The following is a 25,912-nucleotide window of genomic DNA, read 5'->3' as shown; positions in this document are numbered from 1 at the left end:
TTCGTCCAACCCAACCCACTCCGCAGATAGAAAGCGAGCCGACCATGACCGCACTGACCAGCGCGAGGACGAAACGCCGCATAGCGCCGTACCTCTTCGTCGCGCCGTTCGTAGCCGTGTTCCTTGCCTTCAGCATCTACCCGTTGATCTTCACCGCCCGGCTCAGCTTCACGAACTGGCGCGGCTTCGGGGCTGCGGAGTGGGTCGGGTGGGACAACTACACCTACCTCCTCGGTAACGCCGGATTCTGGAGCTCGCTCGGCAATTCCTCGGTCCTGTGGATGCTGATCATCCCGGTGCAGCTTGTCCTCGCCCTGTTGGCGGCGGTCTTGCTCAACAACTCCAAACTACGCCTCCGGGGCTTCTACCGGGTCGCTTTCATCGTTCCGTTCGTCACCCCGCTGGTCGCCATCGCCCAGATTTGGGTTGTCGTGTTCGACCAGAACTACGGCGCCGTCAATGGCCTGCTCAACATCATCGGGCTCCCCGACGTTGGCTGGCTCACGACGAGCGAATGGTCTAAGCCCACGCTGGCCCTGCTTTTCATCTGGAAAACAACCGGCTTCATCGTCCTCATCCTGCTTTCCGGACTGCAATCGATCGACGCGAGCGTGTACGAAGCGGCATCGCTCGACGGCGCGTCGCCAGCCCGGAAGCTCTGGAGCATGACCGTGCCCCTGCTACGCCGAACAATCATGTTCGCCGTGATCCTCCAAACGCTCGCCGTTTTCCAGATGTTCGCCGAGCCGTTCGTCGTCACGCAAGGTGGCCCATACGGGTCAACGACGACGGCCGGCTACTACCTCTACAACCACATCACCCGGGCAGACCTCGGCACAGGTGCCGCGAACTCGTTCCTGCTCGTGATCATCGTCATGGCGCTCTCGCTCGTGTTCGTGCGACTGCTGCGAGCGAAGGACTAGATCAATGAGCACATCCACACTCACCCAGCCCACATTTCAGAGCGTTGCGGCGACACCCACTCCCCCAACGCGATCCCGGCCTCGACCTGCGATCGCCTCCCAGCTGTTTCTGGCGCTGCTGACCATCGGGTTCCTAGCACCGGTCTTCTGGGCGCTACTGTCGGCGTTCAAGCCCGCCAACGAGATCATTCGATCGCCGCTGAGCTTCGATCCGTCGACGTTCAACCTCGACAACTACGTCGCCATGTTCCACGATGTTCCGATCGGCTCCGGCTTTCTCAACACGGGGATCGTGCTACTGATCAAGGGGGCAATCACCCTGTTCTTCGCCCCGCTCGCCGCCTTTGCCTTCGCAAAGTATAACTTCGCCGCAAAGAACCTGATCTTTGGGACAGTGCTCATCACGCTGATGCTCCCGACCATTGTGCTGATCATCCCGCTGCTTCTTGAGATGAAGGAGCTCGGCTGGGTGAATACCTACCAGGCGCTGATCCTCCCCGGCGCAATCGACGCATTTGCCATCTTCTGGATGCGGCAGGTCATCTCTGCGGTCCCAGACGAGCTGCTCGACGCCGCCCGTGTCGACGGGTGTGGCGAATTCGGGATCTTCTGGCGAGTAGTGCTCCCGGTTATCCGACCCGGCCTCGCGGGCCTCGCCGTGCTGACCATCATGAACATCTACAACGACTTCGTCTGGCCGGTAGTGATCGCCAGCTCCGACCAGATGGCGACACTGCAGGTCGTTCTCTCGACCCTGGCGCAGAACATCACCGGCAACCGAATCGGCGCTGACTATGCAACCGTCACCGGCGAGCTTCTCGCCGCCAGTTCTGTCGCACTCATCCCGCTGCTCGTGCTCTTCATCGCACTGCAGCGCCATTTCATCAACGGAATCCTCGCTGGAAGCGTGAAGGGCTAACATCCATGACTCTCCTGACCAACACCACCCCAGGGCACACAACAGTCCCCTCCTTCATCGACTCGGCGCGCGCCGCGGTGCCGCGGAGCGAATACCCGCGGCCCGACCTCGACCGGTCAGCCAGATGGCTCTGCCTCAACGGAGAATGGGATTTCACGAGCATCGACGGGAAAGCGACGATCACCGTGCCCTTCGCCTGGGAAACCACGGATTCCGGAATTGGGCGCACCTGGCTCGAATCGGCGACGTACCGCCGTCGCATCACCGCACCGCAGGACTGGGACGGCTCGCGCATCATCCTCTGCTTCGGTGCGGTCTGGCATCGCGCGACGATCTCCATTGATGGTGATCTGGTCGGAGAGCACGTCGGTGGCTACACTTCTTTCGAATTCGACGTTACCGACCACCTCCACGCCGGCCGTTCGGCAGAGCTCGTGGTCGACGTCAGCGCTCCGGCGGACAAGCGTGCACTCGTGCATGGAAAGCAGCGCTCCATCCCGCGAGACGACTATGACGGCGTCTCCTTCACCCCTACATCCGGCATCTGGCAGAGTGTCTGGCTCGAAGGCCGTGGGCGCACCTATGCTCACTCGGTGCAACTGCGGGGCGACTCGCGCACCGGCATCGACGTATCAGTTCAAGTTCTCGGCGACGTCATTGCAGGCTCTCGCATCACCGCGCGAGTGGTCGATGGCCGCCAGTATGAGGCTGTCGAGCTAACCACTGATTCTGACGGGCGAGCATCCGGGCGCATCGAGATGGCCGAACCACGCATCTGGACGCCGACAGACCCACATCTCTACCGGGTCGAGATCACGACAGCTGAAGGTCGAGAGGCAGATCTGGTCATCGCCAGCACCGGACTACGCAGCATCGAAGTCCGCGGCGAAGAGCTCTACCTCAATGACGAACGCCTCTACGTCCGCGGTGTCCTCGACCAGGGTTATTGGCCGACATCGGGGCTCACCGCACCCGACGACGAGTCCCTCCGGCATGACCTCACATTGGCCCGCGAACTCGGGTTCAACCTGGTACGCAAACACCTGAAGTTCGAGGAACCACGATGGCTTCACGCCGCCGACGAGATGGGGATGCTCGTCTGGGCGGAACCCGCCTGCCCGAGCCGGCACAGTGATGAGGCGGCCGCCGCCTTCGACGCACAGATCGGCCCGATGGTCGAACGGGACGGCAACCATCCGTCGATCGTCATTTGGGGTCTCTACAACGAAGAGTGGGGCCTGGACTGGGATATCCCCGGCAGTAGCAGTCGCGCTGCTGCGGCGGTGGCCGCCTACGACATTCTGGCCGCGATCGATCGCACTCGCCCCATCGTCGAAAACTCGGGCTGGTCGCATGTGCGCAGCGACCTCGTCGACTGGCACTACTACGAGCCCGACCCGGAAACGTGGGCACAAAGCATCGCCGACCTCGCTTCCGGCAAACGCCACGACTTCCCGGTGAAGCTCGGCCCCGACTTCGTGGTCGACAAGAGCCTGTACGGGACCGCCGAGTTCCCCCGCACAGGCGTCCCGATCCTCAACAGCGAGTTCGGAGAAGGCTTCACTAGCCTCGAGCGCGCCTGGCATGTGCGGTGGCAGACACAAGAGCTGCGTCGCCACGACCGATTCGCCGGGTACGTCTACACCGAGCTCACTGACGTGGAACACGAGTGCGCCGGCCTGGTGGACGGGGACCGTCGCCAAAAAGATTGGGGCGGTCTCGACCCTGCGGACTCCAATGCCAACACCGTCCTCATCGTCGATCTCGTCCCGGAGCGGGCGGGAGCCGATATCCCCGTTCCGACCGGTATCACCAGCATTGGCGTGCGGGTCTCGCACCACGCGGTCACCTCCGTCACAGCACAGCTTCACGCCGTATGGGTCGCTGCTGGAGTCCCGTTCCGTGCGGTCACCCGTTCGCCCGACTCGGCTCCCAGCCTGCCCGGTTCGGTTTCTTCCGCACACGTCGTCGTGAATCCGTTCGTCGTGACGGAGGCCGTACAAATCGTTGTTGCACCACCAGAGGGTCCGGCGCGTCTCCTCCTCTGGCTCACCGACAACAGCGGACGTGTGATCGCTCGAACCTTCATTGACGCGGCCGAGATTGAGCCACCGAATCGCCGCGGAGCCCGCCCGGGTCAGGCGTCCTAAGCCGTGGCGCGCGTCTCAACGCCAACGCGGCGCGCGCCACTTCAGCAAAGCATCCATGGATTGGAAAGAATACGTCACCACCTCCAGGGGACGCCATGCCGCAATACTCGCCGGGCAGCCATCTCACTGCTCCCGATCGCAATCGCTCTCTTCCTGATCCCGCGCTATTTTACCAAGCGTCGACCGAGCGACGACCGTGCAACAGTGAGGCACCTCTCCGGGAATTCCATCGCGCGGGTGAATGGGCATCGCGTCTCTACCTAACAAGGCCGGCACCTGCGATGACAGCACACAGTCCGTGGAGCGGTATGAATACCTACTGCGAACAGCGAAACCGGGTGCGCTCCTCGGCCTCCCGGGCGAAGGTGAGGTAGCAGCTCGCCGTCCAGGTATAGGCACGATCGCGCAAACCTTCGCCCGTCAGAGCGTCGAAATTCTCGGCGAAGCCCGAACGCTCGCACAGCCCGCGGAACCGTTCGCTTATGAGATCGGCGAGCCTGACCTGTCCAGCCTGCCGGAGACCGTCTTCGATGATTGCGGTCGAAGGGGCCCAGATGGGCCCTCGCCAGTAGCCGTCCGGCTCGTACTCCTCACTGTCGACCAGCTGCGTGGCTGGACCGAATTCCGTCACGTGCCGGGAGATCCGCCCGGAGAGTTTCTCGATGATGCTGTCGGGCAGATGCCGGGCGGCGACGATCGGCATGGTGTTCAGCAGCGAGGTCGTCTTGCTGAGGCGGCCGCTCGTCGCCGCCTTCGCGACGAAGACGTCACCGTCCCACAACTCGAGCAGGGCGCCCTGCATGACGTCCGCCTCGCGGCGCCACTCGTCCGTTTCGTCGTTTCGTCCCAGTTCCGCGGCGAGCTCGGCGAGCACGTCGAGTTGCACCAGGAGGAACGCCGCAAGGTCAGGAGCCTCTATCACGCGGTCGTGGTCGAACGTCGTCGAGTTGTCCCAGCCGCTGTCGTTGCCATGCTGGTAATGGGGTAACACATGCCCCGGAACGCGCCTGCTATCGAGCCAGAACCGTGTCCATCGTACGAGCGAGTCGTAGATGTCGTTCAGAGTCCGCTCCTCGATCGGTAGCTCGAGCGTGGCACGGAGCTTGCGGAAAGCCCATCCGTGGATCGGTGGCTTCACGAAGTTGTAGAGCACCTCCGAATGGGTGATGGAGTCGGGCAGTGCGCCGGTCGCGTCCTGGAAGTCGAAGACGACGCGGAATTGATCGATGGCCTCTTCTTGGAGTCCGGGGGCCAGTGCGAGCGCGTTGAAGCAGTGGTCCCAGCTCCAGACCTTGTCCATCCAATGCTTCGACATGAAGATCGACTCCCGGGCGAGGAACCCGCTCGGTGCAACGGTTGCTGACCAGAGCACGTAGCAGGCCGTGGAGACCCCGGGGGTGCGCTCGCTCCGCCAGGACGCGATGCTGTCGACGTAGTGGTCAAATTCCGCCGCGACGCCCACTGTGATGACCTCGAACGACTGGGCCTGCCGGTAGGGAGCCCGCGCTGCGTCGAACTCCTCAATGGCGATCTCCCACTCCGGGCCACTCGTGCACACCGCGCGTTCGCCGGCGCCCAGGGCTTCCGCTCCGGTGATCGCGAGAGAGCCGGAAACTGCCGTGACCCTGTAACGACGGCCCGTCTCATACGACGTGAAGACAGGCGCGCCGTCGATCGGGTCGGTGTAGAGGTATGTTCCAGTGAACGGGGTCAGCTCAGGCGTCGCATCCGCGAGCCGAAGCTCGGCCGCCCGTCCGCGCACCCGCAATACGCTGTCGCTCTCGAAGACCGCCTCGATCACACCGCTCGGAGTTGACCAGCGCAACGTCGTCGGCGTCGCCTCAACAATCGCCTCGACGGGCAGGCCGTGCTGCAAGGGCTCGAAGACGAAGATCGCGTGCATGCCGGTTTGATGGGAAACCAGATGCAGCTTCTCGCACACTTTGTGGAGACCCACCACCGGTGAGATATCGAGCCACGATCCACGCCGGCTGAAAGGGATGTCGCGGATGTCGAACGAAGTCGCTGAGGGCACTGTCATGGGATCGGTACTCCTAGAGGTGGATGCCCCGGGATGCGCTCCGCCGATAGGGCGGAACGCGACCCGGGGCAAGTGGTCAATCAATACTGAAGGTCACAGCCGTCGTGTCTCTGGCCACGTCGTAGACCATGAGAGTGTTGGTGCCAGTGGCGGCGATCGTCAGCCGGCCACCGGTAGGAAGATGCGCATCGCGGCCGGGCCGCGCTCTGCCCACCGGTGGTAGGGCACGAAAGTGATCTCAACCCGTTTCGGATCTGAGAAGTGCGGCTTGGTCGGGCCGAATGGAAGGGGCCCGGCGGCCGGCGTTTGCACGGCGATAGTGCCGTGAGCGTGAGCCCCGTCGGCATGGGCGGACAGGCCCAGATCGGGCTGGAGCCGGAGCTCCTCGATGCGTACGTCCGTGGGCAGATCCGTCGACTCCACGCACAGCACAAGAGGTCCCCGTTCGACGGCCACCGTGTCGCGCACGGCGTCGATGCGGGAATCCGGCCATGTGAGACGCGGAGCGAGGGGCAACTCGAGGATGACCTCATCATTCCGTTCGAACGTGCGTCGAATGTCGGCCCAGCCGGGTGCGACGCTGACCGCATCGTCGCCGTTCACCGCCAGCGTCGCAGTGGCGGCCCAGCCAGGGATTCGCAGGCGAAGTCGGGACTCTGACGCGGGCGCAGCGAGGACGCGCACGCGCACCGTGCCCTCGTCGGGATACTGGGTCTCCACCTGCAGAACAAACCCGCCCGCTCGGATCTCACCGGCCGCGTACTGGAGCACCGATATCCCGCGGTCGTCGACGGAGGCGACGTACGAACCCAGCGACGATATGGTGCGGGCGACGTTGGTGGGGCAGCACGAGACATCGAACCACGGAGCCCGCACCCCGCCCTCGGCCCGCGTGTTGACTCCGTCACTCGCAACCGCACCCGGCTCTCGCTGGTGCAGCGGATTGGCGTAGAAGAACGATCTGCCGTCCTCGCTCGGGGAGGTGGCCACGACATTGAACAGAGTCCGCTCGATCAGATCCGGGTAACGTGAATCGCCCGTCACCAAGTACAGCCGCCAGGCGAGCATGACCGAACCGACGCCGGCGCAGGTCTCGCAGTATGCGCGATCGGCCGGCAGCTCCCAATCGTCGCCGAAGCCTTCGTCCTGGTGCCGGGAGCCCATGCCTCCCGTCAGATAGGTGCGACGGGCGACAGTGTTCTCCCACTGGCGGGTGACGGCGTCGGTCAGCTCCTGATCATCGGTCTCGGTGGCCACGTCGAGGGCGCCGGCCGCAAGATAGAGCGCCCGCACGGCGTGCCCGCGCAGCGCGTTTGCCTTCCGCACGGGGATGTCGTCTTGGAAGTACTCCGCCGACAGGAGCGGCCGTACTGGGAGGGTGCCATGTCCGCGCCGTTCGATGAACACACGGGCCTGCTCGAAATAGCGAGGCTCACTGAATGCGCGCCCCGCTTCGACGAGCGCCACCTCGATTTCGGGGTGACCGCAGACCGCGTCGCGGCCGTGCGCCCCGAATTCCGCGCAGACCTGGTCGGCCGCGCGTCGTGCGATGTGCACGAGCCCATCGTCGTGCCCGGTACGGAGTCGCGCGACGGCGGCCTGCAGCAGATGACCGGTGTTATAGAGTTCATGGCCCATCGCCATGTCCGAGTACCGCGACGGCAGCCCCGGATGTCCGTGCGCCGTGTTCAGGTAGCCGTCGTCGTCTTGGGCCGCGCCGATCCGCTCCACCAGCGCCTCGAATGCTGCAGCCAGCGACGGGTCAGGGCTTCGGCCGAGCTCCCACGCCATTGCCTCCAGCAGCTTGTAGATCTCTGAATCCGAGAACTGCCATCCTGGCCGGGTCACCGTGGTCTCACCGCTGGCGACGCGATCGAAGTTCTCTATCCAGCCCAGGCGTTCCATCCATTCCAGGCAGTGTCGCAGGGTGGCTGTGGCATTGACGGTTTGACGGCTCCCCCAGAATCCCGAGGGGCAGAGGCTCACGTCGGCGACACCGACGCCGTGGCGGGTGGTCGTGGCGGGTTCAACCGGGCCAGCCATCGGGCGGAGGATTTCGGTTGTTGGTGAAGCGGTCAGGGTCACGGGGTCAATCCTTCACTGCGCCGGCGGTGACGCCGGCGGCTACGTAGCGTTGGGCGACGATGAGCAGGATCGCGGCCGGGATGGAGGCCACGACGGCGGTGGCCATGATGGCGTTCCATTGGGTTGTGTTGTTGCCGATGTACGAGTAGATACCGAGGGTGACCGGCTTCAACGCCGAGTTGCGGGCCAGGGTCGAGGCGAAGACGAAGTCCGACCATGCCCAGAGGAACGCGAACAGCGCAACCGTGATCGCGGAGTTGCGGCTCAACGGCATCACCACGGCGGTGAAGGTGCGCCACGCATTGGCACCGTCCATTCGCGCCGCCTGGAGCAGCTCGCGAGGCAGACCGCTCATAAAGGCGGTGAACAGCAGCACGCCGAACGGAACCGCGACGGTCGAGTCGGCGAGGATCAGTCCCCACACGCTGTTGAGTAGGCCCAGCCGCACGTAGATGGCGTAGAAGCCCATTGCCATAACCACACCAGGGATCATTTGCGCCACCAGCAGCACGAAGTTGAGGGTGCGGCCGCCACGCAGGTTCAACAGCGAGATCGCATATGCGGCCGGAGCCGCGATGACCACGGTCAAGACGACAGAACCCAACCCAATGAGCAAGCTGGTACCGAGGTTCGGCAGTTGCTGCCGCAGCACCTCGATGTAGCCGTCGAGGGTCGGATCGAGGGGAAAGAGATGGGGTGGGCTCAGCCGCAGGTCCGCCGTCTTGGTGAACGATACGTTGACCATCCAATAGACCGGGAACAGCATCAGAGCGGTGAAGAGGACGCCGAGAGCCGTCTTCCACCAGGGCCGGCGGGCGGTCATGAGTTCTCCTGACGTCGCTGCATTCTCAGGTAGACGAACCCGAAGACCAGCGCGATAACGATGAGGATATTGCCGACGGCGGCAGCGGGTGAGAGATCGGGCTGGCCCGTTCCGAAGGCTTCACGGTACGACCAGATCGCCAGTGTGGTGGTGGAGTTCGCCGGGCCACCGCCGGTCATGATCCAGATGATGTCAACCACCTTCAGGGTGTAGACGAGACCCAAGAGCAGCGTGATCGCCGACACCGGGCGAAGGAGGGGGAAGGTGATGCTCCAGAACTGACGCCACGGTCCGGCGCCGTCCAACGCTGCTGCCTCATACAGATCGGCAGAGATGTTCTGCAGGCCGGAGTAGAGAATGACGAGGTTGAAGGGAACGCCTAGCCAGATGTTCGCGATCACCACGGCGAGCAATGACGTGTCAGGCGACGTCAGCCAGTTGATCTGTCCGATACCGAACGTCTGAAGAAACGCATTGACAATCCCGTTGTCGCTGTTGAGCATCCAGGCCCAAGCGGATCCCGAGACGATCAGGGGCAGGAGCCACGGCACGAGAAACAGCGCCCGAAGAATGCCGTTCAGGCGGAAGCTGCCGCGAAAGAAAACCGCCAGCGCCAGTCCGAGCGCGTACTGGAAGATCAGCGAGCCGAACACGAAGACGACAGTGTTCCAGGCTGCCTGCCCGAACAGGGGCGATGAGAAAACGTCGATGTAGTTCTTCAGCCCGACGAAGTCGGCGTTTCCCTGAACAAAGGCGCGCACGTCGTAGTCGTGGATGCTGAGGTCGATGCTGCGGATCAACGGATACGCGTAGAAAATGAGCAGGTAGACCAGCAGGGGTGCCGCGAATGCGACCGCGACCCATCGAGAGCCGCTTACCCCGCTGCCCTGTGGACGCCTGGGGCGAGGGGCGCCCGGCGTGGGCTCGGGTGCCAGCACTGCAGCCGGCGCCGCGGAGATTGTCATCATGATTCCTTCGTTAGGGGTGCCGGGCGCCAGGCGCCCAAGGATCAGAAGCCGGGGCGGGCGCTGCGCCCGCCCCGGCACCTTGGGGTGCTAGTCGCCGTCGGTCGCCGAAACGGCGGCCTTTTGGGCGGCGGCCAGCGCATCCTGGGGCGAGGAGGCACCCGAGAGGGCGCTCTGAACCGCGGTCCACAGCTGCTCGGAGATCAGCGGGTAGTCGGTTCCCAGGTTGTCGCTGGTGCGGCCCTTGGCAGCCTTGACGGCTGAAACCCAGGTGTCAAGCTCCGGGTGCTCTTCGAGCAGCTGGTCCTGACCATCGCTGGTCGGCGGGATGTAGTAGGCGAACGTGTTGGCCGTCTCAACAAAACCCTCCGGAGTCGTCATGCAGTCAACGATCTTCTTCGTGGTCTCGTAGCGTGCCGTGTCCTTCTGCACCGGAGTAGTGATGAACTCGCCTCCAGTCGGGGCAGGGGCCACCCCAGAATCGACGGCGGGCAGTTCGATCACACCGGTGGTGAAGGGCTGCTCGGCGGCGCTGTTGACCTGCCAGGTGCCGTTCTCGGCAAAGGCGAAGTTGCCGGTGATGAACTCCTCCCAGCTGGTATTCTGCGAGTTGCCGATCACCGACTGCGGTGCGTAGCCCTTGTCGACCCAGTCCGTCCACAGCGTCAAAGCGCTGACAGCCTCCGGGGAATCGAGCTTACTGAGTTCTGCGCCGGAGCCCCAGAACCACGGCAGGAACTGGAAGGACCCCTCTTCGGTGTTGATGCCCGCGAACGTGATGCCCTTGTTGCCAGCTTCCGTGACCTTGGCGAGTGCATCAGTCAGCGACGCCCAGCTCGTGATGCCGGCGGGATCGATTCCGGCAGCCGTCAGAATATCGGCGTTGTAATACAAGGCGAGCGTGTTGGCGCCAACCGGCACTCCGTAGTCCTCGCTGTCGAGCTCCCCCGCGGCCAGCAGGTTGCCATCGACGGCCGATGTGTCCAGGCCGAGCTCGTCGGTGGTGGTCAGCATCCCCGTGTCGGCGAGCGTGGATACTGCGGGGTTGTCGAGCAGAATCACATCGGGAGAAGCGCCTTCCTGCGCGGCGAGCAGCGCCTGATTCGTCAACGACGTCGTGTCGTAGGCGGTGCGCTGGATGGTGACTCCGGCATCCGTGCCGCAGGTCTGCACACGATTAGCCCAGTCTGAGCCCTCCTCATGCTGGGGATACGGATCCCACCAGGTGTAGGTGCCCCCAGCCGCGTCACTCAGCGTGGCATCCCCCGCACCCGAGCAGCCCGCGAGGGCTCCGAGCGCGATGGCGGTGACGGCGATGGCTATGGGCTTTCGAAACGCGGTGCTCAACATGTGTTCCTCCTTGAACGTGTCCGGGATACCGGATCTCTTGGTGTTGGTCAGTGACGGGTCGGCGGCACGGCGGTACTGCCGCGGTCGTCGATGCGGGGTGTGATCAGATCGACGATCGGTGCTAGCGCATCGGCGTTGCTTTCGATGCGAGAGACGAGGCGCTCGACAGCCCGCCGACCGAGTTCGTCGGCGGCACTGTCGATCGCCGTATAGGGAAGCGAGAAGGTGCGGGCGAAGTCGTCGGAATAGCGGCCGATAACAGAGATGTCTGCCGGGGCCGACAATCCCCGGGAATGCAGCACGCTCGGCAGCGCCGCGGCCGCGGCCTCGTTATTTAGCAGCAGGCCGGTCGCGCTGGGGTGAGCATCGAGAAGTCGGGCGAGCTCGGATCCGATCTGCGGCTGGCTGGAAGGGGCGAAATGATGGTGGAGTTCCACACCGAGTTCCGCCGCCCGATCCTGCGCAGAATTTGCCAGCCGAGACACGTAGGCGCCCCCTCGCTCGAGCACATGCTCGGGCTGTGAGACCAGAATGAGGCTCCGGTGTCCCAGTTCGTGCAGCGTCTCCACCATCAAGCGCCCCGCGGCCGCGAAGTCGAGGTCAAACACGTCGATGCCGCTGGCGTCACCCGGCAGTCCGACCAGGGCACCCGGCTGAGCGGCATCGCGAAGAATACCGAGGCGGTCGTCGTTCTCGGCGACGTTCAGCAGAATGAAGCCGTCGACCATCCGTGAATCTGAGATGCGCCTGAGCGCTGAGACGCCATCCTCGTCCGTGAGTAGAAGTGTGTCGTACCCGCACTCACGCGCACGATTGGTGACTCCAAGAATGTACTGCAGCATCGCAGGTGCGAACTCGTCTTCGAGGAAACGAGCCAGCAGACCGATCACCTTGGTGTGCGAGGTCGCCAACGCTCGCGCTCCAGCATTCGGCGTGTAGTCCAGACTGCGCACGGCCTGCTCGACCTTTTCACGCACCTCCGCGGAAATAGATCGTTTGCCGGATAGCGCGTAGGACGCGGTGCTCCGTGACACACCCGCAACACGTGCCACGTCTCCGATTGTTGCCATGAGGTCTCCATTGACGTTGTTTCGAACCGGTTCGACTCGAACCGGTTCGACAGTACCAAAATGACCAAGGTCTCGCAACAAATATTTTCAATCGGAGAGCTCGGCGTCGTATACGCCGCTTTGCGACCAGCTACGTGGCCAAGACTTCGGAGAGCGCTTGCCCGCCGACTTCGGCCCCAATGACCTCCTCATGCTGCAGCATGCCAACGCCAGCGTGGTGCGCGAGAACTGCGACCAATTCTTGGCGGCGTTTTGGTGACTACATGCTGCAGTCACCCCGGACGGCGACCTGCCGGCTAACCACTCCTCCGACGGCTAGGACTCGCCCCCGGACAGTGGGTGCCTAAGACTGCACTGAGAAATCAACGAGAGGCGGCTGCATGTTGTTGTCGAGACATCGCTTGAGCATGAACCGAGCAGTTGGCCCATTACCTCTGAAACGAAGCCAGCGATCGTCGCCCTCAGCAAAACCTTCGCCGCTGGGGAGAACCCGAGCTCGGGCAAGCCGCCATCTAAGCTGGACTGTTGCCCACGGAAGGAACCTCAATGAGCATGGAAGGCGCGGCCTGGAGCTCGCTGTACAAGATTTCTACCGCCAGGGACGGCAAGCACGGCTTCTCCCGTGAGTCCGTTCGGCGGATCCTGACGTTCGCGGTCCCCTACCGGTCCAAGCTGCTGATCTTCATCACCCTCTCCACCGTGGGAGCTTTCCTCGCGGTCGCGACGCCGGTACTCGCCGGCCAGGTGGTCGACGTCATCGTCGCCCAGGGTGCGGTCAGCACGATCGTTTGGCTCGCCGTCGTCATCGCCCTCGTGGCCGTGGCCGACGCCGCCGTGTCACTCGTGACGCGCTGGTACTCGGCGCGGATCGGCGAAGGCGTGATCCTCGACCTCCGCACCGCCGTCTTCAACCACGTGCAGAAGATGCCGATCGCGTTCTTCACCCGCACGCGGACGGGCGCCCTCGTGAGCCGCCTCAACAACGATGTGATCGGCGCTCAGCAGGCCTTCAGCGGCACACTGTCCGGCGTGGTCACGAACCTCGTGGCGCTGATCCTCACCCTTATCGTCATGCTCAGCACGTCCTGGCTCGTGACGGTTCTCGCCGTGATCATGCTCCCCATCTTCCTGGTACCCGCGCGCCGCATGGGCAGCCGCCTCGCCGCGCTGCGCCGCGAGGCCGCCGATCACAATTCCGCCATGAGCACGCAGATGACCGAGCGCTTCTCGGCGCCCGGCGCCACCCTCGTCAAGCTGTTCGGCCGGCCCGACGAAGAGGCCGAGGAGTTCCGCGTCCGCGCCGCCCGCGTCCGCGACATCGGGGTCCGGACCGCGATGCTGCAGTTCGTCTTCTTCACCGCACTGATGCTCGTCTCCGCTCTCGCACTCGCGCTCGTGTACGGGCTCGGCGGCTCCCTCGCACTGGCCGGCCAGCTGAATACCGGTGACGTGGTCACCCTGGCGCTCCTCCTCACCCGCCTCTACGCGCCGCTCACCAGCCTCGCAAACGCACGGGTGGAGATCATGAGCGCGGTGGTCAGCTTCGAGCGTGTCTTCGAGGTGCTGGACCTCGACCCGCTCATCAAGGAGAAGCCCGACGCCGTGGCCGTCGCCGAAGGCCCGGTGTCCGTCGAGTTCGACAACGTCCGCTTCGCCTACCCGTCCGCGGACAAAGTGTCCCTCGCCTCTCTCGAGGAGGTTGCCACGCTGGACACCCGCGGCGGCGAGGAGGTGCTGCACGGCGTGTCCTTCAGGATCGAGCCGGGGCAGACCGTTGCCCTCGTTGGTACGTCCGGTGCCGGCAAGTCCACGATTGCGCAGCTCCTCTCGCGCCTGTATGACGTCGACAGCGGCGCCGTACGCCTCGCCGGGACGGATGTCCGCGATGTCACCTTCGCCTCCATGCGGCACAGCCTGGGCATGGTGACGCAGGACGGCCACCTGTTCCACGAGACCATCCTCTCCAATCTGCGCCTCGCGAGGCCGGAGGCGTCCGACGACGAGGTGTGGGACGCCGTCCGCCGTGCGCGGCTGGAGCCGCTCATCCGGTCCCTGCCGGACCAGCTGGACACCATGGTCGGAGAGCGGGGCTACCGGCTGTCCGGAGGTGAGCGCCAGCGGATGACCATCGCGAGGCTCCTGCTCGCCCAGCCGCGCGTCGTCATCCTCGACGAGGCGACAGCGGCGCTGGACTCGACGTCTGAGGCCGCCGTGCAGGCGGCGCTCAGCGAGGCGCTTGAGGGACGGACGGCGATGGTGATCGCGCACCGCCTCTCCACCATCCGCAGCGCGGACCTGATCCTCGTGGTTGAGGACGGCTCGATCGTGGAGCGCGGTACCCACGAGGAACTGCTGGCTATGGGTGGGCGGTACGAGGAATTGCACCGGACCCAGTTCGCCGTGCAGAAGAATGTTGCCGCCGATGAGGAAGCGCTGAGCCGGACCTAGTCGCTGAGCTCGGCGCCCCTGCCCCGAGGGTGTTAGTGGCGTTGGGCGAATTGGAGAATGCCGCGTCGAACGCACGCCCGTATAAGCGTCCAGAAGCTACTCGATCTTGCCAACGAACATGTCTGTCGCTCAGCCGTCGCTACGGCTTGCGTAAATGAGTACTTGCGTGCCCGAATGTTCGGCGCTGCGCAGTGGAAGCCATTCGCCCATTACGAACCGAATTGTGGCTTGCCTGCCAACAGCTTTTCTCGGTGTCTTACGAACAAGGGTGAGCGGATAGTCAGCACCTCCCAGGGAATCGTGATTTCGCCAATTAGTGCTCCGCGCGCAGACGATTCCGGTAACGCTGAGTAGCTCAACACGAGTCCGTCCATCGTGAGCTCGAAATTCAAGCTGGCTTCGAGAAGCTTGCTTGTGCTCCCGGGCCCGTCTGAGCCGCCGCCGGACCACTCGATGTAGCCGATCCTCCCACTAGTTAAAGTCAGGCCGAAGTTTCGCGTCGCCCACATGCTTCCCACAACGACGTCGAGATTAACTCCTTCGAAAGTGATTCGGGGGAAGGGGTGGTTGTATCCAACTATCAAACCGCTAGCGAACCGGGGCTCAGCACTGGGGGCGCTGAGGGACAGCGAGTTCCAAAGATCGGCAACTTCATAAATGCCGACATACAGGTCGTCCTTGGTCAGGCCGTAGATTCTTTGGTGGAATCCGAAGGGTGCCGACTCCAGTCTCATAGCATCGACGGACGTCCGCACGACAGAGGACGGTTCTCGCTCGCGTTCTTGTGAGAGTGCTTTCCAGTAGCCGCCGAACCGGGCAACGGATGTGATGGCGTCCATTTCGAATTCAACGTCGACACGACCGGGCACCGTGTCATCCACTGGCCACGGGTCTTCGAGTTCGTCGAAGCTGTAGATCGGGGGCAGGGAACGCAGCGCGGCGGATACGTGAAGCGTCAAGGCGCCCTCTGCGTAGGTCACCGATCCTCGCCAGTCCGAAAGGCCTTGGCGGACTCGATTGGCCTCTGACACGGTGGATAGTTGCCCGGCGGCATCGAGCGCGAAGGTGATCGGATTGGCCGGATAGCTCTGTGCTAACGCCGTGATCAGAAGAGACCCGAGGCCCTGCGGGATGAAAATTCGAGGCCCCGTTATGTCGGTGGTGAGATAGCCGGTGACTGGGTCGCGAATCGCGCGAGACGATGTGAACGAAAGCGATCGGCTGGAGGTTATCGTCACCTGGACCAGATCTGCCTCCGGGGTCCTGAATGACGGGGTGCGGAATAACCTGGCGGGGCTGGGTGGAAAGGTGATCCGACCCTGGCCGTAGACGTTGCCGTCGGCGTCGATCATCGCGTTCCGTAAGTGCATCTTTCCCCCAAGCGCCGAGTATCACTACTACAGCTCGACCCTAACGTGGCCATGCTCCCGGTGAGGACGTTCCCTATGCCCTTAGCTTGCTCCCACTTCCGGCTGGGGAGAGGAGGTGCCCGTTGGGATGACTTCAGTCGATCACGGCCGCCAGGGCTTCGATCTCGACAAGCTGGTCCGTGCGCCAAACACTATGACTCTATGAGCGCGCTCGGTGCATCGTGTTGACCGAACGCCTCCCGAACGACCCATTCGCAGGCCCCGCCCGCGACATCGAGTCTCATCCCGGTGATGTATCGATTCTCCGGGCCGGTCAGGTAGAGAGCGACTCCCCTGCGCCAAGTTAATAGTCAGGGCCGAAGCGATTTGACTCGGCGACCCCCTGAAGGTTCTGGCCTTAATTTGGTCGGTACCGAATGTCTCCGAAAACCCTCGGATTCCCTTGTGTTTACAGGGAACCAGGCGATTCGCTGCCTCCGATTGTAGCCCATCGTTTTGGGTCAATTAGAGATGAATTAGATGGGTAAATGATGGCCTTGGGAGGCCGTTTTGAGCGGTCCCATGACCCCTCTCGACCTCTTCCCCCCCCCATGTGCCGCCGAGCGTGACCAACCATCGCCGGTGATGGCGATCGACAGTCATGGGGAACCACGATCGAACACTCCCACCCGAACGTGACCGGGACTCTGATCCTCAGCCCCGGTGGGTACGGGCCCCCACCGTACAAGCACTCATCGTGGTAGACGCCGATGACCCCGACACGGTCATCCAGTGGCTCCAACCTCTCGCAGCGCTGGCGCCTCTGGCGAACCAGTCCGTGCAACCCATGCCCTACCACGCCCTCCTCGCCCAGCAACCAGAACAGCACGGCCAAGGCGAGCGCCACGGCCACTCAGGCTTTACCGGCCACCTCACCCCCGCCGTCACCGAGGGCCTTGCCCACCTGCTCGATCGAACAGCTCGTTCTTCCTCACCGTGCGATCGGCAGGTGGTGCGGTCGCCGACACCCCGGCGGATGCCACCGCCTACGCCTGGCGGAACGCGAATTTCCTTATCGCCACCCTCGGCGGCGGCTCCGCCGATTTCGAAACCCGCTGGAACCTGCTCCTCCCCCATTTCGAGGGCATTTATCTCAGTTTCGAAACCGACACCGGCCCCGACGTCCTCGCCGGAGCCTTCCCACCCGCGCACCTGAACCGCCTGCGGGCCCTGAAACACACGTGGGACCCGACCGGACTGTTCCGCGACAACTTCTTTATCGACCCCACCAGCGCTTCCCACCACAATCTCTAGGAGTTCCATGTCTTCATTCCGTCTTGACGCCAGCATTCGCGAACACGGCTCTACCACCAGCGCCCTCGCCGACCTCGTCGAAAAGCACTGGCAAGTCACCGCACCCGACGCCCCGTGACCCGCCGTCATATCGGCGTGAACCCGCTGCCCAGCGACGCCTGGGCCACCGCGCTCACCGCAGCCGCCACCTCCGAGAGCGACCGCACCGACCACCAGCGCCAGGCCCCCACGCTGGCTGGCACCGTCACCGACAAGCTCGACCAAGCAGACGCATACCTGTTCGCCGTGCCGCTCTACAACTTCGGACCATCGCAGCACTTCAAAACCTACGTCGACCGCGTCATCACCGACCCCCGAATGGGCCCGGCGCGACACCCGTCACCGCAGGTAAGCCGGGCGTCCTCGTCACGGTTCAAGGCGGCAGCTACTCCCCCGGCACCCCCAAGGCAGGCTGGGACCACGCCACCGACTGGATGCGCCGCATCCTCGAAGACGTGTGGCAAATCGATCTGCGAGTCGTCACCCGCGAATTCACCCTTGTCGGCGTCAACCCCGCCCTCGACGCCTTCGCCGACATGGCCGACCACATCAAGGCCGGCGCCGAACACCAGGCCCGCGAGCACGGGCGAACCCTCGCGACCCGACACAGTTAGACACCAGCACACAAGAAATCGCTCCTGAAAACCCTCAGGAGCGATTTTTTGTGACTTCGTGGCCGGTTCGTGAAGAATTTCGCGAAGGGGCCCATTCGTCGGGCCGACAGGATTTTGCACACCTTAGCCGGCAGGGTTTTCTACCGGCTCCTCGTTCTCGTCCGTGCCATCTTCCAGGTTGACATCCTCCGGCTTGGTTGGAGCCGTTGACTCCGAACCGGTGTCCTTTGCGGGGGCGACCTCGTCCTCGGGTCGGGGTGTTTCGTAGCTCATGATGCTCCCTCTATGTCGTGCCTGCGGTTGGGTCTCGGTAGCGATTCCGACGGGTGGATACCTATTCCAACATCGAAGCCCTAATAACGAAAGAGGTATCGCGGGTCGTTTCGATAGGGGGCCTGCAAACAGCCGGAGGAGCGACCGAGTATTTACTGCAAACGAGACCGGGTGCGCTCCTCGGCCTCCCTGGCCAAGGTGAGGTAGCAGCTCGCCGTCCACGTATAGGCACGGTCGCGCAGGCCTTCGCCGGTCAGGGCATCGAAATTCTCGGCGAAGCCTGAGCGCTCGCACAGCCCGCGGAACCGTTCGCTGATCAGATCGGCGAGCCCTACCTGCCCAGCTCGACGCAGACCGTCTTCGATGATCGCGGTCGAGGGCGCCCAGATGGGCCCTCTCCAATAGCCGTCCGCCTCATACTCCGCACTGTCGGTCAGCTGTGTCGCCGGACCGAATTCCGTCGTGCTGAGAGATGCGCAGGGAAAGTGCCTCGATGATGCTGTCAGGACGGTGAGCGGCGACGACGACAGGGAGGGTATTCAGCAGCGAGGTCGTCTTGCTGAGACGGCCGCTCGTGGGCGCCTTCGCCACGAAGACGTCGCCGTCCCACAGCTCGGGCAGAGCGCCCTGCAAGGCCTCGGCCTCGCGGCGCCATTCGTCCTCTTCGTTAACACGTCCGAGTTCCACGGCCAGCTCGGCGAGCACGTCGAGTTGCACCAGAAGGAGTGCCGCAAGGTCAGGAGCCTCGATCACGCGGTCGTGGTCGAATGTCGTCGAGTTGTCCCAACCGCTGTCGTTGCGATGCTGGTAGTGGGGCAACACGTGCCCGGGAACGCGCCGGCTGTCCAGCCAGAACCGGGTCCATCGCACGAGCGAGTCGTAGATGTCAATCAGGGTGTGCTGCGCGAGAGGACGTTCGAGAGTGGCGCGGAGCTTACGAAAAGCCCACCCGTGGATGGGCGGCTTCACGAAGTTGTAGAGCACCTCCGAGTGGGTGATGGAGTCGGGAAGTGCGCCAGCGGCATCCTGGAAGTCGAACACACCCGGAACTGATCGATGGCCTCCTCAGGCAGTCCGGGGGCCAGCGCCAGGGCGTTGAAGCAGTGGTCCCAGCTCCAGATCTTGTCCATCCAGTGCTTCGACATGAAGATCGACTCCCGGGTGAGAAACCCGCTCGGTGCAACGGTCGCTGACCAAAGCACGTAGCAAGCCGTGGCGACCCCGGGAGTGCGCTCGCTCCGCCAGGGCGCGAGGCTGTCCACGTAGTGATCAAATTCCGCCGCGGCGCACGACGCACTGACGTCGAAAGACTGTGAATGGACCGGACGGAAAAGCCGGACGCCCAGTTGGAGTGCATCTCGGCTGAGCAACTGCTCCGCCGCGAGAACCGGCTAGTCGGTGCTACGGTATTCGACCATGCGATCTCCTGAAGGTTCTGGCCTTAATTTGGTTGTTGCCGGATGTCTCCGATAACCCTCGGATTCCCTTGTGTATACAGGGAACCGGGCGGTTCGCTGTCTCCAATTGTCGGCCATCGTTTTGGGTGAAATAGAGATGAATTTGATGGGTAAATGATGGCCTTGTGAGCCGCCTGGGGAGGACCCATGAAGCTTCCCATTCTCTCCCCCGGATGCCGCCGCGACTGATCGAGCGCGGGCGGTGATGGCGCTCGATCGCCTGCCTGGTTCGCATCACGGACGGCGCTATACACTGGGCGGGATTTAGTGCGTCGATCAGAAGCGGACCCGGCAATCGATTAAGAACGGTCCAACCAACGCAGGTCGCCCATCAAAGGAGCAACGAGATGCGACCACTCCGATACTCGATCAACGTCACGCTCGACGGCTGCTGCCACCGCGAGGCAGGACTCCCCCGGATGAGGAGTCGATGCGCTACTGGTGCAGGACGTCAACGACCTTGGTGGGGCGTGGCCGCGCCGTTTTTCTATGCGTCGAGCAGTAGAGTTTTGAGGTCCTTCAGCGCGTGAAGTGTGGTCAGTTCGAGGACCTCGGCAGGCGCGCCGGTGAAGACATGTTGCGATGAGCGGGTCACCGATGCCGAGCTCACGCCGATGAACACTGTTCCCGCCGGATGGCCCTCTGCGGGGCCGGGTCCACCTACCCCTGTCACAGCCACGCTGATTCGAACGCCGACCGCTTCGAGTGCTCCCCGGGCCATTTGTTCGGCGCAGGCTGCGGAGACCACCGGTCCCCACGGCACTCCCAGGAGGCGGTGTTTGGCTTCAATGTGGTACGCGATCACTCCGCCGCGGAACCAGGTTGACGCATCAGGTACCTCGCCCAGGGCTTGGGCAATCCGACCACAGGTCAGCGACTCCGCGACGGCAACGCTCACGCCACTGGCCGTCGCCAGATGCCCGATGGTAGCGGCAAGCTCAGCGATTTCCTGTCTCCGCTCGTCGATCTGACTCATGATGCCCGCCTTCGTTGTTCAGTAATTCAGCCTCTGGGTCCCAAATCCCGCCAAAGCGCGGGGTGCGAACGTTTGAGATCGCGCCGAAGAAGTTGCTAAATAGAGTGGACGGGCATTGCAACTCACCGCTCACCTCCCGGAGAATCCGATGACGAGCATTTAGCCCTAATCCGATTAGTCACTTTGAACCTGACGCACTCCTCGCATGATGTGAACCTACCCCGAGCGTCGTTGGGTCGTGGATGACGCCTCAAATTCGCCTCCGCTAGGCAGCGTCGCATCTAGGGTGCCGACGATACCGCCTCAAAGGGGACTGGACTGAGTGTCAAGGGGGGCGCGTAAATGGCGACGGGGATTATCATCGCGGCATGCAAGAGATCACGTTTGGAGGCAAATCGTTGCTCGTCGGCGACGCTATTGCTGAGGCGCTCTTGGAGTATGCCGCATTCTTGGCCAGCGAATCCCGAGCAGATACGGTCCAGATCACAGCCATCGACGCGGACGGAGACGAGGTGACAGCAACGTTCGTTCTTGGCCCGGGTACAACCATGATGGCGGAGACTACTCGCACCGAGCTCCCCGAGCCCGACAACCTAGCCGCTCTTGAATACATCACGCTGGCCCGGCCAAACCGCGCCGCCAATTCCCCAAACGTACCTCTTGAGAACTCGGCCTTGCCGGGTTACGACGAATTCTTCGGCCTCGAGTCTGACGAGCCACACTGACCAACACTTTGCGCGATGTTCTGGATCGTGATGTGAACCTACCCCCGAGGGTCAGATCCGGTCAGGTAGCGGTTAGACCGGTGGCGCGTGCACGCACGAGTGAATGATGTACGGGCGAAATAGGCGCGGGCCTAGCTCTCGCCTTTACCCCGGAAGGGAAAGTTGATTAACACCTTCGGGCGGTTCGGCGGCCGCCTCACGCGAATGGTGGCTCCAGGCGTTCACCGTCTGAAACCCGCTTACGTCAACTGCTACCTCGTCGAGGACCGCCGCAGGACAACGCTTGTCGGCGCCACGTCCCCCGCGACGTGGCCGTTTGTTGGGCGCGCGCTTCGCGCTCTGGAGGGTTCCTCCTGAGGTTCAGTTTCCGCTCGGCACGATGACCGGTTTGATGCAGCCGTCAAGCTTTGCAGAGAAGAGGCGGTAGGCCTCCGCGATGTCCTCGAGCGGAATGCGGTGGGTCACGATGTCGCTGGGCGTGAAGTATCCGTTCTGGATGTAAGCGAAGCCCCAACTCCTCTCCGCTCTTTGCAATAGCTGACGTCCGCGAATTTCAGTTGCCCCTCAGAAATGCGTTTCATGAATCGAAGACCGACCCGTGGATGCGACGGACCGCCCTACGTGTTGTGGCGAACGAGGCGCGGTATCACGATCCACAACACGAGTACAACAAGGAATATGAAGCCGGCAAAAACGCTTCCCCATAAGCGCCCGAGCACCAAATCGAAGATGAGCAGGCCGATTCCTGAGACTGTAACTGCGACCCCGGCGAGGGTGGCCTGCACGAAGTAGTCGGTGTAGCGCACGATGGATTCTTTGGCCTGGTGGCGGAATAACACCCGGTGCAGGCTCACCGGCGCCAACCCCACCAGGGTGGTAAGGATTGAGGTAACCACCAGCACGAGATAGGTGTGCGCCTGAAACGCGTCGAGTTCGTCGAACCTGGATTGGAACACCGCGGCCAATAGAAAGCCGGTTAGGATCTGCGTGCCCGTCTGGATGACCCGAAGCTCCTGAAGCAGCTCGTTCCAATTACGGTCCAGCCGCTCATTTTGGGATTCACGGCGGCCGTCAGGAATCGCGTCGGTTTTCTGTGGCGTGCCAGGAGAAAGGTGAGACATTGCGGGGCCTTTCGGGAGTCACGCCTGCATGCCAGCGGGTCTGGTTACCGACAATACCCACATCCAGCTTCCCGCCACACGCAAATCCGGCTGTTCCTTTGCCTTCCAGCTCTCGGTCGGGTCTCTCGTCCGCCGTGCACCCTTGCAGCCAATGCACGGACGCGATGGCCGGGATGCCGACGACGCCACACGCAGGGCACGGTGACCCGTGTCCGCGTCGAGATAACCGATGATTTGGCGTGGCTGTGGGTGATCACGAGCCCTTGTCAGCCGTTTCTACGAAGCGCGAGACAACTGTCTGGTGAGCCGTTTACCGGCGGCGCGGTACCACTGGGCGCAGAAGATGACGATAATCGTCCCCTCTATCCACGCGCCGAGGTAGTACATCAGCTGAGCGCCTTCCTGTGCGTCAGCCGCCGGCACGTCTACTGGCGGGTGGGCAAAGAGGTACTTGGCAAGAATTCCGTGGGATGCCATCACCGCGACAAACACAATTACTGAAACCGCTCGGCTTGGAGGGTGCGGTCGTGGATCGATGCTGATGATCGACGCAGTAAACAGATATCCACTGAAAAGAAGGTGAGCGTGCACGACGAGATGCGAGATCCTGTTGGTCTGCATCGATTCGAACACCGGGGTGAGGTAGATCAGCCACAATCCGCCGGCGCTAAGTACCGCGGCGGTTATCGGGTGCCCCACGAGGCGTGCCGGCGCACTCCGGAGAAGTCTGGAGAGCCGTCGGGCCGGGGTGACGTCGAGGGTGCGGAGGGCGAGAGATACCGGTGCCGCCAGCACCAGAAGCAGAGGCGCAAGCATCCCGCTGAGAAGATGAGCCCACATGTGTGCTGCGAAGCTTTCATGTGCCGCGTCCGCGAGCGGCCCGATGACGGCAGCGGCCGCCAGGGCGATACCAGCAGTCCAGAATAGGAACCGGAACAGGGGCCAGGGACGCCCCCTCAACTGTGAGCTGACAACGCCAAACATGTAGACCACCATCGCGACAGCGGCGATGAGCATCAAAATGATGTCGAGTGACGTTCCACCGCCATGAGCATGGGCATCCACGAACGGCGTGACCGTCGACAGCGCCCTCACGACGCCTCGCGCTCGAGAGTCCTCGACCCGCGCGTGCGCACTAACAACACAATTCCGGCGACGATCATCAGGCCCGCGATGAGGTTCCACGTCAGATCGTAGGAAAGTAGATCTTCGACGTATCTGATTTGGTGGATGCCCCACCACTTATGTTGCACAGTGCCGTCGTAGAGCTGGAAGAGGCCCGCGCCCAGAAACACCCCACCAGCCCACCGAGCCCAGTGCAGACCGCCCCGTCGCCGTAAGTCGGCAAGCAGGAAAAGCGCCGCGATAGTCGCAAACCAACTCACCGCATGGAAGAATCCATCCGAAACCAGCCCGAGATCAGCTGTACCGAGGTCATAAAAGTGGTGCCAGTGCAGCAATTGGTGAAACACAGTCTCATCAATAAAAGCGATAAGCCCCACACCGAAGATGATGCCTGACCACGCATTCTGGGCTGAGCGCTCAGCGCGCGCTTGCCAGCTGGGCAGAGCGCTTCGCGACGCGTTGAGAGGTTCGGCTTTCATACCCGGGACACTCGCCGTGTTGCGCACGTTTGCCAAGGGGGTTGTATTCTGCTGTCGCCGCACTCGCCGCGCGTACGCACAAAGCACATCGGGCTCGAACTCGAGGCGAACGACGTGGTGCAGGACGTGTTGGTCCCTCGGAACAAGCCGTCAACCACCCACGACGGCGAGCAGGTTAAGCATCGCTGATGCGGGGCCTTTCAAAACAGAACCATCGACCATCGGACAACGCACCGAGATCTACCGGCTCATTCACGATAGGCAAGCTGCTTCTGGAAAACGGCGCACACTCGCTGGAGCTAACTAGTCTTCCCGTGAAGCAAAAACGCGCCTGGCTCAGGTGTGAGTTTTCCCGAATGCAGCTAGGTCTCGCGATGGAGTTCCGGAATCGACGGCCCGCGGGTTGCTCCGCGGTCTGGCACACCCTTGGTCGCGAACGAGCGGCCTGGCGCTACTGCGGAGGCGGAGCCCGACGGAGGCCGCGGTCGTGAAGGGGCTTGTCTTTGCCGCATGCGGGCGAGCCGTGTCCGGCATTGGGAACACACAAGAGGAGAAAACCACCATGACCACTGCACGGGAGATTATGACCGGGGCCGTGGAATGCGTTGGTGAGAACGAGACTCTCACTGAAGCTGCCTGAACGTGGGGTCCCCGCCTTTGTGGAGAAGACCAGAGTCTCAAGGGGATCCTGACCGACCGGGATATCGTCGCAAAATGCCTGGCCGAGGGAGGCAACGCGGACTCAACGAAAGCCGGGGAGTTAGCCCAGGGCAAACCCGTCACCATCGGGGCGGACGATGACGTTCACGAGGCCTTGGCCACCATGAAAAAGCACCAGCTCCGCCGCCTCCCGGTCATCGACGGGCATGACCTCATCGGCATACAGACCCAAGCCGACGTCGCACGCAGTTTGCCCGATGACAAAGTCGAGGACCGAGTCGAGTACATCTCCGAGGACTAGCCGCCTGCTCGAACTTCGCGACCCATCTCGACAATCGGCCCGTACCCCCTCATCCATCCAATCGCTGGTTCCGTCACCAGGCCGAATGACTACGGGTGCGTGATTCCATAGCTGCTAGAAGGCAGCACCGGTCGGACGGCTTCCCCGCGAACGTACGGAGCACGTTCGGCACCAAGGGTTTCGGTTGCGCGACGACGTTCGCTTTCGAAATCACCCTCAAGACCCGTGAACGCGTCAATGTGATTGTCCGGCGCAAATAGCGACCGTAAAATCCGGTTCACTCGACTAGGTGGAGAATACCCATCGCTCATGGGTGCATGCTACCCGGATGGGCATTTTTGAGGAAGCCCCCTCATCGATGACGCCTCGGTATCGCGATGAAGATTGCCAACGGGCAGCACGTCCTACTCGTGCCGGTCGTTCGCAGACTTAGCGATCCCACCAGGTCCTCTCACGCGCTGTGAAAACTGATTGCATCTCGCCGGCCGGATGCACGTCGAGGTAACCTTCCGATCATTGCGAGGGTGTGCCATGAAACGGGCCCCACGAGTGTCGAAGTTCAGCTGCCGGACGCTTCATGTCGCACTTGCGTTGGTTAGTCGCATGATCCGGTGAACGCAACGAAGGAGGAGCCGCAGTGAGTGCGCCGCCTTTGTGGGACCTAGCGCGGTCTACTTGAAAGCATCCTTGACGTCAGCGCCCGTC

The 25,912-nt window shown here is 63.0% G+C and carries 21 protein-coding genes and 1 pseudogene; 9 read left to right on the top strand and 13 right to left on the bottom strand.

Features of this window, described 5'->3' with window-relative positions; translation table 11 throughout:
• Positions 1 to 44: 44 nt before the first annotated feature.
• The 3 genes from E3O57_RS02480 to E3O57_RS02470 are packed head-to-tail and all read left to right on the top strand — an operon-like array spanning position 45 to position 3,992.
• Complete coding sequence (locus E3O57_RS02480; protein WP_103461099.1) at positions 45 to 923, top strand: carbohydrate ABC transporter permease; 879 nt, start codon at positions 45 to 47, stop codon at positions 921 to 923.
• A 4-nt stretch (positions 924 to 927) separates the two neighbouring features.
• Positions 928 to 1,842, top strand: a complete 915-nt coding sequence (locus E3O57_RS02475; RefSeq protein WP_103479018.1) for a carbohydrate ABC transporter permease — start codon at positions 928 to 930, stop codon at positions 1,840 to 1,842.
• Between the two features lie 5 nt (positions 1,843 to 1,847).
• Complete coding sequence (locus tag E3O57_RS02470; protein ID WP_103479017.1) at positions 1,848 to 3,992, top strand: glycoside hydrolase family 2 protein; 2,145 nt, start codon at positions 1,848 to 1,850, stop codon at positions 3,990 to 3,992.
• A gap of 316 nt (positions 3,993 to 4,308) precedes the next feature.
• Here E3O57_RS02470 and E3O57_RS02465 read toward each other — a convergent pair whose 3' ends face one another.
• The 6 genes from E3O57_RS02465 to E3O57_RS02440 all read right to left on the bottom strand — a co-directional run bounded on the left by E3O57_RS02465 (position 4,309) and on the right by E3O57_RS02440 (position 12,326).
• Entirely contained in the window at positions 4,309 to 6,033 is a 1,725-nt protein-coding gene (locus E3O57_RS02465; RefSeq protein WP_103461102.1) for an amylo-alpha-1,6-glucosidase, read from the bottom strand.
• Between the two features lie 159 nt (positions 6,034 to 6,192).
• A complete protein-coding gene (locus tag E3O57_RS02460) occupies positions 6,193 to 8,118 on the bottom strand; it encodes a glycoside hydrolase family 127 protein (RefSeq protein WP_241990273.1) in 1,926 nt (641 codons plus the stop codon).
• Between the two features lie 4 nt (positions 8,119 to 8,122).
• Positions 8,123 to 8,941 carry a carbohydrate ABC transporter permease gene (locus tag E3O57_RS02455; RefSeq protein WP_103461104.1) on the bottom strand — a complete coding sequence of 273 codons (819 nt, stop codon included), beginning with the start codon at positions 8,939 to 8,941 and terminating at the stop codon, positions 8,123 to 8,125.
• Positions 8,938 to 9,909, bottom strand: coding sequence for a carbohydrate ABC transporter permease (locus E3O57_RS02450; protein WP_165787903.1), 972 nt, complete (start codon positions 9,907 to 9,909; stop codon positions 8,938 to 8,940). The genes E3O57_RS02455 and E3O57_RS02450 overlap by 4 nt, the downstream gene beginning before the upstream one ends.
• 87 nt (positions 9,910 to 9,996) lie before the next feature.
• On the bottom strand, positions 9,997 to 11,256 hold the full coding sequence (locus E3O57_RS02445) for an extracellular solute-binding protein (protein ID WP_103479016.1): 1,260 nt from the start codon (positions 11,254 to 11,256) through the stop codon (positions 9,997 to 9,999).
• A gap of 47 nt (positions 11,257 to 11,303) precedes the next feature.
• Positions 11,304 to 12,326 (bottom strand): LacI family DNA-binding transcriptional regulator, encoded by a 1,023-nt coding sequence (locus tag E3O57_RS02440; protein WP_103461107.1) that lies wholly within the window; start codon positions 12,324 to 12,326, stop codon positions 11,304 to 11,306.
• Positions 12,327 to 12,872: 546 nt separating this feature from the next.
• On the opposite strand from E3O57_RS02440, the gene E3O57_RS02435 reads away from it, so the two are divergent.
• On the top strand, positions 12,873 to 14,774 hold the full coding sequence (locus tag E3O57_RS02435) for an ABC transporter ATP-binding protein (protein ID WP_103479015.1): 1,902 nt from the start codon (positions 12,873 to 12,875) through the stop codon (positions 14,772 to 14,774).
• Positions 14,775 to 14,983: 209 nt separating this feature from the next.
• Here the strand turns inward: E3O57_RS02435 and E3O57_RS02430 are convergent, their stop codons facing one another.
• On the bottom strand, positions 14,984 to 16,126 hold the full coding sequence (locus E3O57_RS02430; protein ID WP_103479014.1) for a hypothetical protein: 1,143 nt from the start codon (positions 16,124 to 16,126) through the stop codon (positions 14,984 to 14,986).
• A 993-nt stretch (positions 16,127 to 17,119) separates the two neighbouring features.
• Between E3O57_RS02430 and E3O57_RS02425 the strand changes: the two genes are divergently transcribed.
• The 3 genes and pseudogenes from E3O57_RS02425 (at position 17,120) to E3O57_RS19045 (ending at position 18,090) form a co-directional block, all read left to right on the top strand.
• Complete coding sequence (locus E3O57_RS02425; protein WP_103479013.1) at positions 17,120 to 17,437, top strand: hypothetical protein; 318 nt, start codon at positions 17,120 to 17,122, stop codon at positions 17,435 to 17,437.
• Between the two features lie 114 nt (positions 17,438 to 17,551).
• Positions 17,552 to 17,728 (top strand): annotated as a pseudogene (locus tag E3O57_RS19050) (flavodoxin family protein); the annotation flags it as partial.
• 203 nt (positions 17,729 to 17,931) lie between these two features.
• The gene (locus E3O57_RS19045) at positions 17,932 to 18,090 is read left to right on the top strand and encodes a hypothetical protein (RefSeq protein WP_241990305.1); all 159 of its coding nucleotides are present in this window, start codon (positions 17,932 to 17,934) and stop codon (positions 18,088 to 18,090) included.
• Between the two features lie 123 nt (positions 18,091 to 18,213).
• On the opposite strand, the gene E3O57_RS18600 is transcribed toward E3O57_RS19045, so the two are convergent.
• From E3O57_RS18600 to E3O57_RS02405, 3 genes are all read right to left on the bottom strand, one after another.
• Complete coding sequence (locus tag E3O57_RS18600) at positions 18,214 to 18,363, bottom strand: hypothetical protein (RefSeq protein ID WP_165787902.1); 150 nt, start codon at positions 18,361 to 18,363, stop codon at positions 18,214 to 18,216.
• Positions 18,364 to 18,777: 414 nt separating this feature from the next.
• A complete protein-coding gene (locus tag E3O57_RS02415) occupies positions 18,778 to 19,404 on the bottom strand; it encodes a hypothetical protein (RefSeq protein ID WP_103479012.1) in 627 nt (208 codons plus the stop codon).
• A 903-nt stretch (positions 19,405 to 20,307) separates the two neighbouring features.
• The gene (locus E3O57_RS02405; RefSeq protein ID WP_103479011.1) at positions 20,308 to 20,796 is read right to left on the bottom strand and encodes a CinA family protein; all 489 of its coding nucleotides are present in this window, start codon (positions 20,794 to 20,796) and stop codon (positions 20,308 to 20,310) included.
• Positions 20,797 to 21,164: 368 nt separating this feature from the next.
• Between E3O57_RS02405 and E3O57_RS02400 the strand changes: the two genes are divergently transcribed.
• Entirely contained in the window at positions 21,165 to 21,521 is a 357-nt protein-coding gene (locus tag E3O57_RS02400) for a hypothetical protein (protein ID WP_103479010.1), read from the top strand.
• Between the two features lie 617 nt (positions 21,522 to 22,138).
• Here E3O57_RS02400 and E3O57_RS02390 read toward each other — a convergent pair.
• The 3 genes from E3O57_RS02390 to E3O57_RS02380 all read right to left on the bottom strand — a co-directional run bounded on the left by E3O57_RS02390 (position 22,139) and on the right by E3O57_RS02380 (position 24,246).
• On the bottom strand, positions 22,139 to 22,642 hold the full coding sequence (locus E3O57_RS02390) for a DUF6328 family protein (RefSeq protein ID WP_103479009.1): 504 nt from the start codon (positions 22,640 to 22,642) through the stop codon (positions 22,139 to 22,141).
• Positions 22,643 to 22,918: 276 nt separating this feature from the next.
• Complete coding sequence (locus E3O57_RS02385; protein WP_198416786.1) at positions 22,919 to 23,737, bottom strand: cytochrome c oxidase assembly protein; 819 nt, start codon at positions 23,735 to 23,737, stop codon at positions 22,919 to 22,921.
• Positions 23,734 to 24,246, bottom strand: coding sequence for a DUF2243 domain-containing protein (locus tag E3O57_RS02380; protein ID WP_103479008.1), 513 nt, complete (start codon positions 24,244 to 24,246; stop codon positions 23,734 to 23,736). The genes E3O57_RS02385 and E3O57_RS02380 overlap by 4 nt, the downstream gene beginning before the upstream one ends.
• 685 nt (positions 24,247 to 24,931) lie before the next feature.
• Here E3O57_RS02380 and E3O57_RS02375 point away from each other — a divergent pair.
• A complete protein-coding gene (locus E3O57_RS02375) occupies positions 24,932 to 25,207 on the top strand; it encodes a CBS domain-containing protein (protein ID WP_341476133.1) in 276 nt (91 codons plus the stop codon).
• Positions 25,208 to 25,912: the final 705 nt, after the last annotated feature.

It is taken from the genome of Cryobacterium sp. TMN-39-2 (genome assembly GCF_004402745.1).
Lineage (GTDB): Bacteria > Actinomycetota > Actinomycetes > Actinomycetales > Microbacteriaceae > Cryobacterium > Cryobacterium zongtaii.
Note: the sequence above shows the minus strand (reverse complement) of the source record. Positions and strands in the feature narration are given on the sequence as shown.